Annotated in this window: 12 protein-coding genes; 5 read left to right on the top strand and 7 right to left on the bottom strand. The window is 46.2% G+C overall.

The features are described 5' to 3' along the window. Positions 1-242 precede the first annotated feature (242 nt). The gene (locus RLO19_RS01375; protein ID WP_446353148.1) at positions 243-1,727 is read right to left on the bottom strand and encodes a BCD family MFS transporter; all 1,485 of its coding nucleotides are present in this window, start codon (positions 1,725-1,727) and stop codon (positions 243-245) included. A 208-nt stretch (positions 1,728-1,935) separates the two neighbouring features. Here RLO19_RS01375 and RLO19_RS01370 point away from each other — a divergent pair, with 208 nt between their 5' ends. The 3 genes from RLO19_RS01370 to RLO19_RS01360 all read left to right on the top strand — a co-directional run bounded on the left by RLO19_RS01370 (position 1,936) and on the right by RLO19_RS01360 (position 7,873). Further along, entirely contained in the window at positions 1,936-2,883 is a 948-nt protein-coding gene (locus tag RLO19_RS01370; RefSeq protein ID WP_446353146.1) for an aldo/keto reductase, read from the top strand. A 119-nt stretch (positions 2,884-3,002) separates the two neighbouring features. Then, a complete protein-coding gene (nrdJ, locus tag RLO19_RS01365) occupies positions 3,003-7,541 on the top strand; it encodes a ribonucleoside-triphosphate reductase, adenosylcobalamin-dependent (protein ID WP_446353145.1) in 4,539 nt (1,512 codons plus the stop codon). A gap of 107 nt (positions 7,542-7,648) precedes the next feature. Further along, positions 7,649-7,873: a DUF167 domain-containing protein gene (locus RLO19_RS01360; protein WP_446353143.1), complete on the top strand. Its 225-nt coding sequence runs from the start codon at positions 7,649-7,651 to the stop codon at positions 7,871-7,873. A gap of 37 nt (positions 7,874-7,910) precedes the next feature. Here the strand turns inward: RLO19_RS01360 and RLO19_RS01355 are convergent, their stop codons facing one another. Continuing rightward, positions 7,911-8,873 carry an o-succinylbenzoate synthase gene (locus tag RLO19_RS01355; RefSeq protein WP_446353171.1) on the bottom strand — a complete coding sequence of 321 codons (963 nt, stop codon included), beginning with the start codon at positions 8,871-8,873 and terminating at the stop codon, positions 7,911-7,913. A 172-nt stretch (positions 8,874-9,045) separates the two neighbouring features. Here RLO19_RS01355 and alr point away from each other — a divergent pair, with 172 nt between their 5' ends. Together alr and RLO19_RS01345 are read left to right on the top strand one after the other, a co-directional pair. Continuing rightward, on the top strand, positions 9,046-10,191 hold the full coding sequence (gene alr, locus RLO19_RS01350; RefSeq protein ID WP_446353169.1) for an alanine racemase: 1,146 nt from the start codon (positions 9,046-9,048) through the stop codon (positions 10,189-10,191). A 97-nt stretch (positions 10,192-10,288) separates the two neighbouring features. Continuing rightward, on the top strand, positions 10,289-11,521 hold the full coding sequence (locus RLO19_RS01345; RefSeq protein ID WP_446353141.1) for a damage-control phosphatase ARMT1 family protein: 1,233 nt from the start codon (positions 10,289-10,291) through the stop codon (positions 11,519-11,521). A 199-nt stretch (positions 11,522-11,720) separates the two neighbouring features. Here RLO19_RS01345 and RLO19_RS01340 read toward each other — a convergent pair whose 3' ends face one another. The 5 genes from RLO19_RS01340 to RLO19_RS01320 all read right to left on the bottom strand — a co-directional run bounded on the left by RLO19_RS01340 (position 11,721) and on the right by RLO19_RS01320 (position 18,845). Continuing rightward, on the bottom strand, positions 11,721-12,590 hold the full coding sequence (locus RLO19_RS01340; RefSeq protein ID WP_446353139.1) for an Rpn family recombination-promoting nuclease/putative transposase: 870 nt from the start codon (positions 12,588-12,590) through the stop codon (positions 11,721-11,723). Between the two features lie 46 nt (positions 12,591-12,636). Beyond that, positions 12,637-13,398, bottom strand: a complete 762-nt coding sequence (locus RLO19_RS01335; protein ID WP_446353137.1) for a Mut7-C RNAse domain-containing protein — start codon at positions 13,396-13,398, stop codon at positions 12,637-12,639. 69 nt (positions 13,399-13,467) lie between these two features. Beyond that, the gene (locus tag RLO19_RS01330; RefSeq protein ID WP_446353135.1) at positions 13,468-13,695 is read right to left on the bottom strand and encodes a hypothetical protein; all 228 of its coding nucleotides are present in this window, start codon (positions 13,693-13,695) and stop codon (positions 13,468-13,470) included. A gap of 154 nt (positions 13,696-13,849) precedes the next feature. Beyond that, positions 13,850-15,940: an ABC transporter ATP-binding protein gene (locus RLO19_RS01325; protein WP_446353133.1), complete on the bottom strand. Its 2,091-nt coding sequence runs from the start codon at positions 15,938-15,940 to the stop codon at positions 13,850-13,852. 169 nt (positions 15,941-16,109) lie between these two features. Beyond that, the gene (locus RLO19_RS01320) at positions 16,110-18,845 is read right to left on the bottom strand and encodes a CHAT domain-containing protein (RefSeq protein ID WP_446353131.1); all 2,736 of its coding nucleotides are present in this window, start codon (positions 18,843-18,845) and stop codon (positions 16,110-16,112) included. Positions 18,846-19,015: the final 170 nt, after the last annotated feature.

Here is a 19,015-nt window from a genome sequence, read left to right as displayed (position 1 = left end):
TCATTGGCTAACCATGCCTATATCAGTAGCCCGTAATGCCTACTAGGGCGATAGATAGATGAGGTAGACAAAGCTTAGGACTTCGCCACCATCCAGGTCGTTCAGGTAGGGCGGGACTCTATGGTGCCCGTTAGCCTTCAAATTCAAAATGTCAAAGTTTTGGATAACCATTAAGTTAGGGCGGGTGCGAGTTAAATCTGGGTCAACCCAAAACGATAACGGTGAAACCCGCCCCTACAATATTACCCGTCTAAATCATTTTCCATAACCGTCGCGATCGCTTGCTTGGCATTATCCCGGAATTCTTGCACATCCACTCGTCCCAAAAACCAAATCGCGGCAATCATCCCCACGGCTTGCAAAGCAAACACCAAGCCATAAGCTAACACAGGCGCAGTAAAGAGGGCTTGTCCAATAGACAACACCCAACCGCCGATAAAGGTAGCTAACCCCCGCGCGATCGCTTGAGCTAATCCCCACGCCCCAATAAAGGTTCCCGCTGTTTCCGCCGCCGTCAGATCCAGCATCAGACTCAATCCCCCTGTTGTGGTGATTCCCGCTGCTAGACCAAATAACAGCATCGCCAGCTTCAAAATCTCCCCCTGTTGGGTAAACCCCGATAGAATAATCAGACAGAAGCTAATAGCCACTGAAATACAACCCAATTTCGTCGTATTCTGCTTACCGATACGAGGTACGACTAAAAACCCCGTGGTACTCACACCCATTAAAGTACCTAATCCCCAATAAGAATTGAGCCGAGTGGTTTCAGCAATGGGCATCCCAAAGACATCAGCACCATAAGGTTCCAACACACCTTCCTGCATAAACAAGCTAATCGTCATCACCAATAAAAAGGTGAAAAATAAACCCGTTTGGCGACTCGCGGTTAAAACTTTCAGCGCCCTACCCAACGTAACTTGGTCTTCTCGCTCTACTAAACTCGAACGAGAGGCGTAGCGGGAGTATTTTTTCTCAATTCCCAGAGTTGCCAGGATCGCTAATCCCATAACCACCAGTGGCACAATAATAAACAGGCGGTTGAGGGGAGTCTGTAATGTCGCTAATGACGAGGATAAAACCTCTGCACCAATCGGTGAGGCGGTTTCTGCTGGATCAAGGCTTTTAAGCAATATCCCCCCAGTAATCCCACCAATAACAATACCCACCATCAGCATTGACCAGGTTATCCCAATTAACTTCGAGCGATTGTCCTCATCAGAAACATCCACCAGCATAGCGGTAAAGGGGGTAGAACTGGCACTCAGGGCTAAACCATAGAGAGTAAAAATTAATGCCAATACCCCTGTCCAGCCTAATATCTGTGTATTTAACGTCCAGCCTCCCGCCCTTTGTACCGCTTCACCAAGTTGCCACATCACCTGAACCGCAAAAAAAGCCGCGATCGTAAATCCGGCGGTACCCAGCCAAACATAACCACTGCGGTGATATCCAAATAGAGGTTTAGAATCGGATAGCTGACCAAACCAAATTCTAGCAGGAGCAACCAGTTGATGCATAGCTAAAACCCCCGTAGCATAAGCCGGATTAATCCCGAGTTCGCTAATCATCACCCGGTTAAGGATACCCAAAGTAAGAATCGCCATAATCCCTAACCCCATCTGGAATAAACCCAGACGGAACATAGTCAAAATCTTGATTCTGGGGAGGGGTTTCTCCGGGAATGAGGGAGTGAGCGGGGACTGAGTAAAATCACTAGTTTCCATGACACCTTATATCATTGCCGCTTGTTTCCGAATTCTATAAAATTTTCGTCACCATCCATTAACCCCCTCTGCGTTCCTCTGCGTCAACCTCTGCGTTCCTCTGCGTTAAAAATACAACATCGAGGCTCCAACGATACCTTCCCTCAAAGTTTCCACCAGCAAAACCCAATACAATAACAAGAAATGTAACGAAGTCGGAGCGCAGGGAATGACGATACAGACAACCACCTTAGCTGAAAATGGTCCCACCGTAACCAGCGTAGGCATTGGCACTTGGGCGTGGGGCGATAAGCTGTTCTGGGGCTACGGCAACGATTATGGGGTATCTCAGGTACGAGACGCCTTTGCCGCTACCTTAGATGCAGGAGTCAGCTTTTTTGACACAGCGGAAGTGTACGGATTAGGAGAATCCGAGTCGCTATTGGGACGGTTTATGAAAGAATTAGGGCGTCCAGCCCAGATAGCCACAAAATACTTCCCGGTTCCCTGGCGCTTTACGGCTCAGTCGGTATCTGACGCCTTAACGGATAGCTTAAAACGGTTACAGGTTGAACAAATAGAACTGTATCAAGTTCATTCTCCCTTTAGCTTCTTTATGAGTCAAGAAACCTTAATGAATGCCCTAGCGGATGAGGTGCAACGGGGGAGAATTGCCACGGTGGGGGTAAGTAATTACTCCGCCGAACAAATGCGGGAAGCGCACGGTTATCTAGCCGCCCGAGGAATCCCCTTAGCGGTGAATCAGGTGCAATATTCCCTACTGGCGCGGCAAATTGAGCAGAATGGCACTTTGGATACGGCGCGGGAATTGGGGGTGACGATTTTGGCATATAGTCCTTTAGCCCAAGGATTATTAACCGGGAAGTACACCCCGGAAAGCGATGTGAAACCCACAGGGGCGCGTCAGCTTGATCCGCGTTTTAGCAAAGGGGGGTTAGAAAAAATTGCCCCTGTGATTAAACTGTTGCGTCAATTGGGGGAAAGATACGATCGCACGCCTGCACAGGTGGCGCTAAATTGGTTAATTGCCCAAGGTGTCGTGCCGATTCCGGGGGCGAAAACTGCCCAGCAAGCCCAACAAAACGCTGGGGCGTTGGGGTGGAGTTTAACCCCTGAAGAGGTGCAACAGTTGGATCAGGTGACTCGTGGTTTGTAGAGACGTAGCATGCTACGTCTCTACACTTAGCGCAAATTTAGAGATTTTTCAAGCTTTGACGCTATATCTGACATCACTTATAGTCAAGGTTTAGCGAAAATTAACAGCAGATTATCACAATGGTAAGAGAACTTGAGCGAAAACATCTCAATGGTGATTTTCCGGAAACGGCACCGACAGCAAATCCGGTATTTTTCAGAACCTACAGCCGCCGCACAGCCAAGGGTAGAGAGACGTGGAGGGAGGTTTGCGATCGCACAATTCAAGGATTGAACAAACTGGGTAAGCTGACTCCAGCAGAAACTGCCCTGTTAGAGCGGATGATGCACCAGATTAAAAGTTTACCCTCAGGACGCTGGTTATGGGTCGGCGGCACCGATTGGCTGGAAAATCCGGAGAATTTCTCCGGTGCTTATAATTGTACCTCTACAAATGTAGTAGACTGGCGTGCCTTTGGCTTAATGATGGATCTCGCCATGATGGGCTGCGGCACAGGGGCAGTTTTGGAACCCCAATACATTAACCAGTTACCCCCAATTCGCAATCATCTAAATGTAATCTTAGAGGGTGAAATTGGCACAACGCCACCAGAGGAACGGCGCGAAAAAACTGAGATCAAAATTGATGGGAATCTGGTGACAATTTATGTCGGGGACTCCCGTCAAGGGTGGGTTAAGTCCTATCAAACTCTGTTGGAATTATCCACAGATGAACAGTTTTCTGGGGATGTTCAGGTATCCATTAATGTGAGTGATATCCGTCCCGCCGGAGAATCACTAAAAGGCTTTGGTGGGGTGGCAAATCCGATTAAATTACCGGAACTTTATCAGCGATGTGCGGCGATTTTAAATAAAGCTTTGGGACGGCAATTAAATTCAGTCGAATGCTGTCTTTTAATTGATGAAGCTGCTGTCGTGGTTGTAGCCGGAAACGTCAGACGTTGTTTACCCGAAGGCTCCCTGGTTCACACAGAGTCTGGATTGGTTGCCATTGAAAAAATTCGCATTGGCGATCGCGTTTTAACCAGTAAAGGATTTTATCCCGTAACCAACTTCTTTGATCAAGGCGTTCAATCCCTCTGTCGGATCAAAACCGAGGATGGTTATTTGGACTGTACCCCTGATCATAAAGTTGCTGTATTAACCGACATTTATGGCAACTATAAAATGGTTAAAGCCAAAGACTTAAAAGCAGGCGATCGCTTAGTCTTTGTTCCCCAGAAAATTATGGGAACCCCAACGGAGTTGCCTGAATTTAAAGGAAAACTAAGTTCCCAGGCTAAACCAATCACCGTGCCAGCGTTAACCTCAGAGGTGGCGTATTTCTTAGGGTATTTACAAGGAGATGGTTCAGTCAGTTCTGATGGTTGGCGGGTGCGCTTGCGGATTCACCAAGATAGTCCGCAAATTCTAGAATGCTTGATTGCGGTGGCTGAACAGTTTGGCTTGCCAACTCATACGTTAAGAACACCAGAACAGGGGAAAACGAAAACCTTTGAATTGCAACTCAATTCTGCCGCCCTCAATCAGTATCTTTCCCAGTTTAAGCAGCCGTTTACCTCACTGTCTGTACCTGAATGTATCTTATTGGGAACTCAAGCTATTCGGGAAGCCTATTTAGCGGGTTTAGCGGATGCCGATGGATGTCATTCTCAAGGGGTTTTAGTGGCTTCCGTTCATCCCGACTTTTTGCGACAAATCCAAACTCTATATGCCTCTTTAGGAATTGCCACACGGTTGTGTGCTTCAATTCGTAAACGCACAGGTAAATGGGAAGGTGAGTTAGTCACTGTGGGTGAATCGGCTTATTTAGCGGTGCAAACCTTCATGTCTACTGATTCCAGTACCTTTAGTGAACGACAACGACAACACCCGAAATCGTTTCACGATCATGGATTTCCCCTAGACATGGTGAAACCGTTGGTTAGTACCTATCGCTATCATTATGGAACAGGTCAAAAGCAAGTTATTGCACCAACCGTAAAGCGATTGGTTCCGGAGTCTACGGGGTTAATTCCCATCAAGGTTAAATCTGTAGAAACTAATGTCCGCACCGCACCAACCTATGACATTGAAGTGGCAACTATCCATGAATTTGTCTGCGAAGGGATTCTAGTGTCTAATAGTGCGGGGATGCGCCAAGGGGTTAGTGATGATGAAAAGTTTGTCAATGCTAAAGATAACCTGTGGCAACAAGATGAACATGGAAATTGGCGGATTGATCCGGAACGCGATGCGTTGAGGATGGCAAATCATTCCCGTGTGTTTCATCATAAACCTACCTTAGATGAATGTCTTGCAGCAGTTCGCAAACAATATTATTCTGGTGAAGGTGCGATTCAATGGGCGGGAGAAGCCGTAGCACGAGCAAGTTGCGATTTACTAGATACTCCGGCGTTGAAAAAAGAGTTTCTGCAAGCTTATGAACAAGGAAAAGCGAGTCACTGGTTAAAGGAAAAGTATCCGAATTTGACACCCGATGAAATTGAGCATCGCTTGCAGCGGTTTGGCTTAAATCCCTGTGTGACGGCTGATACTTGGGTGCATACGGAATTGGGTCCGCGCCAAGTTAAAGATTTAATCGGGAAGCAACATGGAACTTACGTTAATGGGGAACTGTTTAGCACAACAGCGGATGGCTTTTTCTATACGGGCGATCGCGCCGTCTTAACCTTAGCCACAAAAGAGGGTGTTTCCCTACGTTTGACCGGAAACCATAAAGTTTTACGAGTTAGCGCCCAAACCCAAAAGCGTCAATATACTGAATGGGTAGCGGCTGAGGAATTGAAAGTAGGCGATCGCGTATGCTTGCACAATCACCGAGGAATTCAGCCTTGGCAAGGTGTGGGAACATTTACCCAAGGATGGTTATTAGGGAGTCTCGTCAGTAATGAATCACTGATAGACATTCAATGGCATAATCAGGCAATAGTGCGATTCTGGGGTGACTCTCATGTCAAAATGGCAGAGTCTGAAGTAGCAACCCGGCAAAACAATGGTGTTTGTACTGTAAACTTAGGGGGTGATGCTGATCGCCAACTGGATTTACAGCAAGTGGCGTTGAGTGGACTAGCTAAATTAGCCGCGCAGTTCAATATTCATCGCGGTCAAAAAATAGTGACGCCGGAAGTTGAACAAGCCAGCTATGAGTTTTATCGGGGATTCTTACAAGGCTTATTCGATGCCGATGGTAGCATCCAAGGAACCCAAAATAAAGGCATTAGCGTGGGTTTAGAGCAAAGTAATCTTGAGTTACTTCAAGCCGTACAACGGATGCTGCTTCGCTTAGGAATTGTTTCCACCGTTTATCAAAATAGTGGCACAGAAGATTATCCAGCCCAGAATCAATTGGTGATTGCTAAAGACAATCTGATTGAGTTTCGCGATCGCGTGGGTTTCCGTCAGTCGGAAAAACAGCAAAAGTTGGACAATTTACTCAACGGATACAAGCATAAGCTAAACCGGGAACGTTTTGTTGTCACCGTTGAATCTGTGTCTCCCACTGGTATCGAATCCGTTTATGATTGCACCGTTCCAGGTGTCTCTCGCTTCGATGCCAATGGCATTGTGGCGCACAATTGCGGTGAAATTATTGGCTCAGTATTCCATTGTAATTTAGCCGAAATTCACCTGAATCAAATTGATCCGAATAACCAGAAAGAACAAGAGGAGGCATTCAGTGCTGGGGCGCTTTCCGTTGCCATTTTGCTCAACCATAAATTTGTTGAGGAACGGTATCAAAAATCACGGGAATTAGACCCAATTGTTGGCGTATCCTTCACCGGATTATTCGATTTCTTTGTCAAAGCTTTTGGCGTAGACTGGTTACGCTGGTGGACAGAGGGACGCCCCGATACCGTCGAAGGCGTGCAGTTCAAGGAACAAGAAAAAGCCTATTTAACCCGATGGCGCGATATTGTGCATCGGGTGGTGTGGGAGTATTGCGATAAGCATGGGATTAAACGCCCCAATCGTTGTACAACTGTTCAACCTTCTGGGACAAAATCTTTACTCACCGGGGCATCTCCGGGTTGGCATCCACCCAAAGCACAGCGATTTATTCGCCGAATTACGTTTAGAAAGAATGATCCGGTAGCTTTGGCTTGTATTGATTACGGTTACAATGTCACCCCATCGCAATCGGATAAAGATGAAAACGGAAATCTATTGAATGATCCGTTTGCTGAAGCCTGTTCAGAATGGTTAGTGGAAATTCCGGTGGCTGTATCTTGGGCAGATTTACCAGGTGCCGATGAAATTGATATCAGTCAGTTTTCTGCATTGGCACAAATGGATTTTGCCATGCAAGTTCAGCGCTGGTATGTGACACATAACACCTCTTCAACCTGGGAATTGCGCGTCAATGAAATTGAACTCTTAGGAGAGCAGATTTATCAAGCGATTCAGAATGATGACGGGTATATTTCAGCGGCGCTATTGGCGCGGTTTGATGACCATCAATCGTTCCCGCGTTTGCCCTTTGAACCGATTGATAAAGCGACTTACGAGCAATTGATGCAAGAGGTGCAACAGCGGCGGAAAGTGTCTGAATTTTATCCCGCTTTGGAGAAATATGATTCGGGTGAATTAATCGAAGCAGGACCCGTGGGTTGTGATTCGGATAAATGTATGTTCCCGGAACAAACACCGAATTCGTAACCTTTATTCTCCTCGTTCCCAGGCTTTGCCTGGGAAGGCTCTTGGAGAGGCTCTGCCTCCCGTAACAGCGCTGGGGAAAATCTTCTCAATTTATCCTCATTAAATCGATGAAAAAATCAGTGACAGTTAAACCCAACTCTAAAACGCAATCGATAGAAGAAATGGCGGATGGGACATTAAAAGTGAATCTGAAGTCGCCGCCAGTGGATGGCAAAGCAAATAAGGAGTTAATTCAGCTACTGGCAGAAAAGTTCAATGTTACTAAGTCTCAAGTTCAGATTAAATCAGGGTTGTCGGCTAAAACAAAATTGATTGAAATTGTTGAAAATTAGAACATCTCCACAGTTAACTTTTATTGTCCCTACCTACTTATTCCACAAACCAGTGACTTACTCCAAACCCAACCGCCCGATGGGGATGAGATAATTCTGTGGCTAAATTGAGAACCGCTTGTCTGGCGATCGCACTTTCAAAGACAGAGGAGAAAACCACGTCTATATCGTGGGTTTGACAAAATTGTCGTAGTTGTTTCGGAGATCCCGCGATCGCAGCTTTAATCACAAAAATCCCCCGCCATCCCTGCTGATAACAGGTTTTGAGTTGGTTCAACGTGGCGACAGATTCATCAAGAGCGATCGCTGTTCTATACTGGTCGTACATTGCCCTCATTGCAGCAAACTCATCTGGCGGCAAGGGTTGTTCCAGAAACTCCACAATTCCCGCCTGATCCGCCATCTGCAACCACTGTTGTGCTTGACTTTGTGTGAGTCCACCATTAGCATCTAAGCGTAATTGAGCTGATTGGGGTAAGGCTTGAACCAATTGGTCAAACCACCTCAGTTCCGACTCCATGGACGTTACACCAATTTTCCATTTAAACGTGCGATCGCCCTGTTGCCAACCTTGCTGCCAAGATGTTAACGCTGCTTCCCCGGTGGGTAAAAGATAGCTGTATTTCAGCGATGTATGGGATAAGGATAGGCTGGTTTTTTCAGTTTCAATCTGACTCTCTCCCTTATCTTCTCTATCCCTTGCGACTAAAACCTCCCAAGCTGACTCAAAGCCAAACTGACAGGCGGGGAATTCAGCCGGGATGGAGAAAATATCCGTTGATGTAATCTGAGACGGGAACTGCTGACAACAGTTTAAGGCTTGTTCTAAGGTTTCAGAACCAAACCAGGGGAGGGGTGCAATTTCGCCCCAACCCACTCGCCCCTTTTCATCCGTTAGACGCAGAATAATCCCCTCGCGTACTTTCCAGACACCATGATGAGTGGTTAAGGGATGTTGAAATTGTCGCTGGTAATGATGAAACTCAAAACGATAAGTCACCGGAAACATTTTAGGTTTTCTGTAGGGTGGGCATTGCCCACCAGCCAAAATTTCAGTACCATTCACTCTAGGTTACTAATGGTGAGATGGCGAAAGATTCCTATACTAAGCTGTGTGGCATTTTAGAGAGGAGTGGACGAAAATGCGAGAACTCATCCCCAGCAATGGGTTCATGCCCAACATCTGGCAAGTCTCTGGCGGATTAACCGAACGCGCCTGGGTAGAAATAGATCGCGCGGCACTTTCCCATAACCTGAACCAATTAAAGCAGCTTTTGTCTGCTAAAACCCAACTCATGGCGGTGGTGAAAGCGGATGCTTATGGGCATGGTGCCACCATGGTTGCCCAAACCGCACTCGCCACAGGTGCTTATGGATTATGTGTCGCTACAGTAGAAGAAGGCATTCAACTGCGAGAAGCGGGAATTGACGCGCCCATCGTGATTTTAGGCGCAACTAATACCCCCGAACAAGTGCGTGCGATCGCCCATTGGCATTTACAACCCACTATCTGTACACCCCAACAGGCTTTAGTTTTTTCTGATACCCTCAGTCGTAGCCAAACCCCCTTATCGGTTCATCTCAAAGTTGATACAGGGATGTCTCGCTTAGGAATGCCTTGGCAACAAGCTACAGAGTTTGTGCGATTAGTTCAGCGATTACCTCATTTAGAAATAGCCAGTGTTTATTCTCATTTAGCCACAGCAGACAGTCTAGATCCCACAGTCATGAGACTACAGCATCAGCGATTTGAATCGGCTATTGCTGAACTTCATGCCGCGAATATCGTACCACCCTGTTTACACTTAGCCAACTCCGCCGCCACGTTAACTGATTCTGCCTTGCATTACGATTGGGTACGAGTCGGATTAGCGATTTATGGACTCTATCCCGCACCACATTTACACCCAAAAGTCAACCTCAAACCCGTTATGCAAGTTAAAACACGAGTGACTCAAGTGAAAACAATACCAGCCGGAACAGGGGTTAGTTATGGATATAAATTTATCGCCCAGAAACCGCTACGGTTGGCTGTAGTTGGTATTGGTTACGCCGATGGTGTTCCCCGGAACCTCTCGAATAAAATGATCGGATTAATTCGGGGTGAACGGGTGTCACAAATTGGGGCAATTACCATGGATCAACTGATGCTGGATGTGAGTAATATTCCCGATTTACAGGTTGGTGAAATTGTTACTTTAATTGGACAAGACGGAGATCAGCAAGTTTCTGCGGATGACTGGGCAATCTCCTTAAATACAATATCCTGGGAAATCCTTTGTGGCTTTAAGCACCGACTCCCGCGTGTTGTAATTTAGAGAGGGGAACCGCAGGATAGAACCCCACATAGCCTGGTTAGCCTCGCGGCTTCGTTCCCTACAGCACTTTTGAGCAGTAATTAGCGATCACACAATTATGTCCCCCACTAAACCCTGTATCCCTATCCCTCCACCCCTGATGATGTCAGAGGAGGGTTCCTTTGCTCACCAGACATTGACGCAACGCTGGGTGACGATTATTCAACGTGCGATCGCATCTAACAATTATCCCGCCTCGATTACTCAGAGTCTAGAGAATCTGCGTCAGGAATTGCCTTATGGAATCGTGCGATCGCTCGTCTGTGAAACCCAACCGGATTTAGAGGCTTGGAATACCTATATGGCACCTTATCAGGGAAAGCGCTGGATTGATATCCCCTGGTATCCCGCAGAAGTTTATCTCTACCGTCGCATCTTAGAAGCCACCCACTACTTTCAACCGGGAAAATGGCACCGAGTCGATCCCTTTGAACCGCAAAAACACAGCAGTTTAGCAAAAGTAATGTCCGCCATTGAGACAATGAGTGGCAAAATTAACACTTTTGTTGATTCTCAAGGACAATGGAAGCGCATTGATTTAATCGCCCTATTTTATTTTGCCCTTTGGGGAAATCGCATCGACTTAAGCCTGTTCCCCACTGACGCTGGGGAAAGTCAGCGGATGAATATTGAAGCCTATCGCGAACAGGCAAATTTGTTAGTTGATCATACACCCCAAATTGCCGATCACATTGCTCACCGTAAGGGAGTTCGCATTGATTTAATTCTAGATAATGCTGGGTTTGAGTTGTTCTGTGATTTGTGTTTAGCTGACTTTTTAGTAAACAGTGGAATCGCTCAACCGATTTACTTACATCTGAAGCCTCACCCGATATTTGTTTCTGATGCCATGATTAAGGATGTTCACCACACCATCAACATTCTGTGTAAACATAGCAATCAAGACGTACAATCTTTAGGAAAACGTCTCAAAAATTATATTGACAACGGGGACATAATCTGCTGCGAGGATTCCTATTGGACAGCCCCCCTCGCCTTTTGGGAAATGCCAGAACGATGGCGTGATGAATTGAATCAATCCCAACTTGTGATTATCAAAGGAGATGCCAATTATCGCCGCTTACTAGGCGATCGCCAATGGGATTATACTACGCCTTGGGAAGACATTGTTTGCTATTTTCCTGCACCATTAACCGCCCTACGCACGTTCAAAGCTGAACTCGCCGCCGGATTGCAACCTGATCAGATTGAGAGATTAAATCAGGATGATCCGCAGTGGTTAATAAATGGACAATGGGGTGTAATTCAATTTTTCAACCCACACCAGTAAGTTAGGTTGATGCTTCTTACCCAAGACAATCTCAGCGTCAAGCCCTTACTACAAAACCAATTATCAATGGATAATTAATAATTGATAATTGACAATTGATTAATTGGGTCTAAGACCTCTTCGTTTACGAAGAAATTAAAAAAGATTTTCCTTAATTTAAATCCTCTTCTTTTAAGGAGAGGTCATTATTCATTGTTCATTATCCATTGTCAATTTGTGAATATTCATCATTTAATTCATCGATTTTGAACTGTCGCACTTCTTCCAGACTTAACCCCGTTTTCCGACTAATTGTTTCCTCATCTAACACATCCAGAAGTTGCTTGGCAATTTCTCGACGGGTTTCTTCTTTCCCCTGTCTCAATGCCCGTCGAATCGCATTACGTTGAGCGTGGATATATATTTCTCGCTGTTCTAAAGCTTCTAATTCTTCCCTAGTTAAATTCGCTTGATTCGCCACTTCAAAGGCTTTGCGAATTTCTGGCACTTGCGCCATACTTTCGGGGATAGTCTCTAGAGTTCTAGCTGTTTTGATAAAATAAATCCATTGCTCAGTTAATGTCTCTAACTCCTCTAAGCTTTTGCTAAATTTGGGTAACTCGACAAACACTAATTTTAAATCATTAATTGGAGAATCTGTCAAGAGTCTCTTTTCTTTGAGAATAAAATTAGAAATGACCTGATTCAGATGCTCAAACATTTCAAAGTCGGTAATAGTTAAAGCAATCACTGGACTCAGTATCGTGTAATCTGCTCCAGGTTGTAATTGAATGGAATAGGCTTTCGCCGCGTTATATAAAATTCGCTTTTCAAAGCCTTCTACATTCAAAACTTGCATTTCAATAATCACCGTTTTATCGCCAGTTATCCTAGCCTTCACATCTAAGTATGTATCTTTAATCCCCTGAATTTGGGGAGCCAGATAGGGATTGAGAATTTCTACATCTTGGATAACGGCTCGTCCTTGGTAGAGCAGAGCATTTAAAAAACTGATTAGAATATCTTTGCTTTGCTCAGAGCCAAATATTTTTTTAAAAGCAAAGTCAGTTTTAGGATTAATAAAAATCATAGTAATAAAGGGTTATAATGGGGAATAGTTTAAGCTTCATCTGTTGTCAGGAATCATCAGGTTGAGGTTGTGCCGCCATAACCTGTTCAATAAACTGTTGCATCCGCTCAAAATGTGACCCTTGCCAATAAATCTGCTCACAGGCTTGACAGCGATGAAACTCATCAATGGATTGTCGCGTCCCCTCAGGTAACTGATCTGCGATCGCGTCTTTTTCAACAGGTAATAATACCCCATTACAGCGGATACACCGATGAAAGGGTAAAATAGCATCAAATAAATTGAAGCGGCGCAAAACTTCAATAATTTGTTCATCTGGATTTTTGGAGCGCACATAATACCCATAAATCACCTGAGAACGCATCAGTAATCGGGTATCGCGAGTTAACAAAATCCGTTGCTCATCCGCAGAAACTCTCGCTAACTCTGGATCAGCGTAGTCATTGCGATAAAGGGTATCAAACCCCAACAACCGCAACGCATTGGCTAATTTACCTAAATGAATATCCAGAACAAACCGATATTCCTGGGGTTCAGGGGGACTCACTCGGATAGTGGGATTGATTTCATCTAACACCGAAATTGGACAAACCGTGACGCGATCGCGATCTTGGACAATATAGGAAAAATCAACAGATTCTCCATTAACCAAAATCGCATCCACTTCCGGATGAGGCACCCCCAGGGATTCGATTATATCCTTAATCGAGGTTCGCCCTTTAAACTCATGAGGAAAACTAACATGACGTTTGTTTGAGGGCAAAAAATAATTCAATTCTGCCAGAAAATTTAATTCAGCAGTTGCCATAATAATCACCTTAATTCAAAACCAAGCCTAACCATCTGTAGGGGCGGGTTTTACAACTATCCTTTTGGTTTAACCCCAATGTAACTCGCGCCCGCCCCAATCGCGTGGGAAACCCCGACAACCGGCAATCCTTTGGGTTTGACCCCAATGTAAATAAACCCGCCGCGATCGCGTAAGAAACCCTGATAACCGGAACCCTAACCACCTGTAGGGGCGGGTTTTACAACTATCCTTTTGGTTTAACCCCAATGTAAATAAACCCGCCGCGATCGCGTGAGAAACCCCGATAACCGGCAATCCTTTGGGTTTAACCCCAATGTAAATAAACCCGCCGCGATCGCGTGGGAAACCCTGATAACCGGGCGGGTTTAGTTAAGTTATCGGTTTGTTGCTATAAGTTATCTGTAAAACCCGCCCCTACAGATCGTGCTGTATGAAACCCACCCCGAATCTATTGGCGATCGCGTTCCAAATCACGGATAACTTTTTGCCAATACCAATCCTCAGAATGTCCCGGATTAATGCTTTTCACCTGACTCAGTAATCCCTGAGCCACTTGCCAATCCCCCTGAACCATGGCAAAAAGCTGATACTGGAGTTTAGCCGAGGGTTTGTTTCCATCAGACAACTCGCTAATATTAGACCAAGGCATCAATCCTCGCCCTGCTTGTTGTTGCTGAATCCGATCCAAGCTTCCGGTGGGAATAGATGCAATAAGCTGGCGCGTGTACTCTGTTTTCGGTTCCCGGTAAATGCTTTCAGCCCCATCAATTTCCTCGATTTTGCCCTTATTCATCACCATGATCCGATCGCTCATAAATTTGACCACGCTCAAGTCATGGGAGATAAAGATATAAGTCAGATTCAACTCATCCTTTAACTCACTCTGTAACTCCTTGAGCAGATTCAGTACCTGCGCCTGTACCGACACATCCAAGGCAGAAACCGATTCATCGCAGATAATAAACTTAGGCTCAAGTGCTAGCGCCCTAGCGATACAAACCCGTTGGCGTTGTCCCCCAGAAAACTCGTGGGGATAGCGGTTCATCCAGTCTGGCTTTAAACCCACCCGATCAAACAAATAGGCGGCGCGATCGCGACGTGCTTTGGCGTTATCCCCCCATTTATGAATTACCAATGGTTCCATCACCGCATCCCCAATCTTCATCCGGGGATCTAGGGAACTAAAAGGATTTTGGAAAATAATTTGCATTTTTTGCCGCATTTGCCGCAAGCGCTTGCCTTTTAGATGGGTAATATCTTTATTGTCAAATATAACCTTACCCCCCATCGGTTCAATTAAACGCAATAATGTCCGAGCAAGGGTCGATTTACCACAGCCTGATTCCCCCACCAGTCCCAATGTTTCTCCTTTGTAAACCTCAAAGGAAACATCATTAACCGCCATAATATAGCGTTTAGTCTTGCCAAATACGTTTGATACAGGAAACCCCACCCGGAGGTTTTTAACAGCAAGTAGGGGAGAGGCTGAAGCGTCAGAGATGGCGTGATTATCTCGCTGAATCTTTGCCCCATTTTCATCAATCGTCGGATATTTTTCGCGAATTTCTACCTGCCCCTCATCTGTTGTCACCTTCTCCATGAAGTCAGCAACAGTGGGTAAGTATTTTAGATGTTTTTCTAAAGTCGGACGACAGGCTAATAATCCTTTCGTGTAAGGATGCTGGGGATGAGAGAAAATCTGCCAGACATCGCCACTTTCGACAATTTTCCCCTGATACATCACCGCCACGCTATCGGCAATTTCGGCAATCACGCCTAAGTCGTGGGTGATAAAAATCATTGACATTTCTCGCTGATCTCGCAACCCCCGCAGCAAGTCCAGAATTTCCGCCTGTACGGTAACATCCAAGGCGGTACTGGGTTCATCCGCAATCAGAATTTCGGGATCACAGGCAATTGCCATAGCAATCATCACCCGTTGCAATTGACCCCCCGATAGTTCGTGAGGATAGCGCTTCAGCATTTCCTGTTTACGCTGATTCAGGTACTGGCTAATCACTCGATCTGTAGCGGCGACGCGATCAGGATTTTCCTGTTCATACTCCTGCTTAAGTTCATCATCACTAGGAATCAGCCGCACTTCTTGCAACCGTGCGATCGCCTGATGCCGTGCTTCGCGTTTGGTAATGTTTTGATGCTGTAAAATAGCCTCGATAAGCTGAAACCCGATTGTATACACGGGGTTGAGGGAACTCATAGGTTCCTGGAAGATCATCGAAATTTTACCACCCCGGAACCGGCGTTTTTGTTCCTCGTTCAGCTTCAGCAAGTCTTTGGGTTGAGCGCCATCGGCTTTGGCTTTAAAATAAATCTCCCCCTGAGTAATCTTACCCGGAGTTGACACTAACCCCATCACCGCCAGTGAGGTGACTGACTTCCCCGAACCCGACTCGCCGACAATACCCAGGGTTTGCCCCCGTTTCACTTGAAAACTAATCCCATCAACAGCGAGGACTTCCTTTTCATCGGTTTTAAATTTGACTTGCAGATTGCGAACGTCGAGAACGGTATCAGCCATGACACTCTAAAACGAGAATTAACAGAAATTTTAACAAGCAAATGCTAGATCATACCGCATCTCCATTTATTCGCGATCGTATAGTGTATAGTGTCATAATGAAAATAAAATCGAGACATCTGGGCGCAAATGCTCAAGCCCCTACGAATGCATCTGTTCCCCCTACTTCTTACAACCAATTTCCCACTAAAACAAACGGTGCCCAGTAGTAAGGAAATTGGTACTGAGGCTTTTGCCGGAGTGCTAACTGAGTTCGACGCAGCGCCTCGGCTTTGTTGGTGGGATTTTTGGTTAATTCCTGATAAAACACACTCATAAATTCCCCAGTCGCCGCATCATCCACACGCCATAAGCTGCCGATGGTACTCTGGGCACCCGCTCGCACCGCCATACCGGCTAACCCTAATGCGGCTCGTTTGTCTCCCTGTGCGGTTTCGCAAGCGCTGAGAACCAGTAACTCAATCGCCTGATGCCGATTTAGGTTCGCAGATTGGAGAATGGTATCGAACTGTTTGACCTGAATCGGTTCATCCCAAGCCAATACAAATGTATCTTGAGCCGTGGAGCTAAACTGACCATGGGTGGCGATGTGAACAATCGGGAAATAGGATGACTCAATTGCTTTATATAAGGCGTCCCTGGTAAAGTCTTGATCCAGCAACACGACACTGGGTATTTCTGTCTGAATTTGGGCAACTTCCTGGGCGACGTTAGGTAGAGAACTAAACCCGTGGCGGGCTTGGGTTAATCCGGCTGTTAGGGTTCTTAAGGTTTGCTGGGGCAGGGGTTTGGGGTCTACTAATTGTAAGCTGGGTGCGATGGCAATGTTGTAGGATTCGAGAAGGTAGCGATTCCCATCATAGAGTGCTGCCATGGGAATGTTCTGTAAACCGCTATCTGGAACAAAGACCAAGGTTTTGATACCATTGGCGGTTAAGTGCGTCTCAATGGGTCGAATCAGCCAGTCGTAGACTTGTTCAGATAAACGCAAACGATCGCGGTTGGGTAACTTGGAACTGAGGAGTTGACGGAACTGCTCTAAGGTTGATTCTACCTCGGCTTGGGCAAGCTGGGTTTCGTAATAGCTTAGGGGTTGTCCCGGCAAAGACAGAATGACGGCTAAATGGTTTGGTAATAGAATCGGATAAATAACAGCAGCGGTGGGATCAACTTGATCGATGGATTGGGGTTGAGGATTTAAACAGGCTTCTCGGAAGAAATTTTCCAGTTCGACTAATTTTAAGGATTCAATTACATTTCGGGCTTGAACTAAATTGTCCTGGCTGGGGTTTTCTTCTCCTGTGGGTAAGAGAAGATTTACCAGTTGTCGATAGACGGGTTCGACGGTTTCGGTGAAGGCAAATTGCACGTCTGGACTAATGGCTACTAAATCCTGGCGTAATCCTTGGAGGATATCAACGGCTTCAGTATACGCCGCGATCGCACCTTGTGTGTTCCCTTGGGCATTGAGCAGACGCCCTAATTGCCAGGAAAAGCGGTAGGCGATATCGGGGGCTTGAATGGCTTGGGCAAGGCGCAGGGCTTGTTCGGTAAACTGTTGTGCATAGTCCCATTGCTGGGTTTGCTCGTACAAGCTGCCCAGATTTCCCAAGGCGTGGGCGGTGGCGGGTTTGTCTGCTAAACGTTGAGCTTGTTGTAGGGTTTTTGCCAGGAGGCGTCCGGCATTAGTATACAGTTTTTCCGGATCAGAATGATTTGGGGATAACGCGATGAGGCTTTTCGCCAGGTCAATCTGGGCATAAACTGAACCGCGACTATCGGGTAGGGTATCCAGTTGGGACTGAATTTGAGGCACAAGGTATTCGGCTTGTTGCCACTGTTGTTGTTGAATCTGGAGGCTTAATTGATGGAGTTGGGCTTGAAGCCGCAGCCGGGGTGACGGTGCGATCGCGGCGGCTTGGTGATAGAATTCCATTGCGGCTTCTATCTCTTGTCCGGCTCGGGCTGTATTACCTAAGTCTAAGAGTGTGGCACTCATTTCTGGGGCAGAGTTTAGTTGTTGAGCCACTTGCAAACTCTGCTGCAAAATGGTTTGAGCGGACTCTACATTGCCAACCAACAAAAACGTACTGCCTAGACTTCTCAATCCCGCCGCTTTAATCAGAGAATCGGGCTGGTTTTCCAGGGTTTGATACACCTCGGTTAACCTGTTCACCGCCCGACGGTAAAATCCGAGGCGTTTTAGGGCTTGTGCTTGGTTAATTTGACTCCGTAGGATTCCAGGGAGATCATCTGCCTGATGGTAAACCTCCGTCGCCTGTTGCCAGGTCAACAGAGCCTGCTCCGTTTGACCCAAAGTAAACTGTAACTGGGCTTGGGTGTTGAGCGCTTGAGCGAATACACGAGGACGTGCCAGTTTATCACCCGTCTCTTGTGCATTTGTCAAAAGTTCCAGACTTTTCGCGATCGCACCCTTAGCTTGACTCCATTGTCCCAGATGTTGATACGCCAAAGACAGATTACTCAACACCATCGCCTGATTTAATTCATCTCCCTGGGATGCCAAAGACGCCGCCACTTGTTCCCAGACGTAAGCCGCTTGGGCAAATTGACCTGCGTCATAGTAAGTTCTCCCCTCTTGAATCTGCTGGGACAATCGAGTTGGAGGGCAGACGGCAGACGGCAGACGGCAAAGGGCAGACGGCAAAGCGCAAACCGACTCGGTAGACGAACAGGAGACAACCTGTGCCGGTTGTGCTGGGATATGGAGCAAACAAACAATCAAAACCGAAAATGCGAAGCACAAGGCGAAAACAAACGCCTTCCTGTAGGGGCGGTAGGGGCTGTAGGGGCGAAGCATTCGCGCCCCAATCTCTCGGTTTTCTGCCCAATTCCCAACGCGAATGCTTCGCCCCATCACTCGTCCATCTCGTCCATCAATCATTTATCTGCCCATCCCTGGTCCATCAATCATTTATCAATGGATAATTAATAATTGATAATTGACAATTGATTAATTTGGTCTAAGACCTCTTCGTTTACGAAGAAATTAAAAAAGATTTTCCTTAATTTCAATCCTCTTCTTTTAAGGAGAGGTCATTATCCATTGTTCAT

The organism is Coleofasciculus sp. G2-EDA-02, from assembly GCF_040226375.1.
Taxonomy (GTDB): domain Bacteria; phylum Cyanobacteriota; class Cyanobacteriia; order Cyanobacteriales; family Coleofasciculaceae; genus Coleofasciculus.
This window is presented reverse-complemented; position numbering and strand designations above follow the sequence as displayed.

Coding starts and splice junctions, on each gene's coding strand:
- RLO19_RS01375 (WP_446353148.1), bottom strand. CDS start 1,727: ATGGAAACTAGTGATTTTACTCAGTCCCCGCTCACTCCCTCATTCCCG.
- RLO19_RS01370 (WP_446353146.1), top strand. CDS start 1,936: ATGACGATACAGACAACCACCTTAGCTGAAAATGGTCCCACCGTAACC.
- nrdJ (WP_446353145.1), top strand. CDS start 3,003: ATGGTAAGAGAACTTGAGCGAAAACATCTCAATGGTGATTTTCCGGAA.
- RLO19_RS01360 (WP_446353143.1), top strand. CDS start 7,649: ATGAAAAAATCAGTGACAGTTAAACCCAACTCTAAAACGCAATCGATA.
- alr (WP_446353169.1), top strand. CDS start 9,046: ATGCCCAACATCTGGCAAGTCTCTGGCGGATTAACCGAACGCGCCTGG.
- RLO19_RS01345 (WP_446353141.1), top strand. CDS start 10,289: ATGTCCCCCACTAAACCCTGTATCCCTATCCCTCCACCCCTGATGATG.
- RLO19_RS01340 (WP_446353139.1), bottom strand. CDS start 12,590: ATGATTTTTATTAATCCTAAAACTGACTTTGCTTTTAAAAAAATATTT.
- RLO19_RS01335 (WP_446353137.1), bottom strand. CDS start 13,398: ATGGCAACTGCTGAATTAAATTTTCTGGCAGAATTGAATTATTTTTTG.
- RLO19_RS01325 (WP_446353133.1), bottom strand. CDS start 15,940: ATGGCTGATACCGTTCTCGACGTTCGCAATCTGCAAGTCAAATTTAAA.
- RLO19_RS01320 (WP_446353131.1), bottom strand. CDS start 18,845: ATGATTGATGGACGAGATGGACGAGTGATGGGGCGAAGCATTCGCGTT.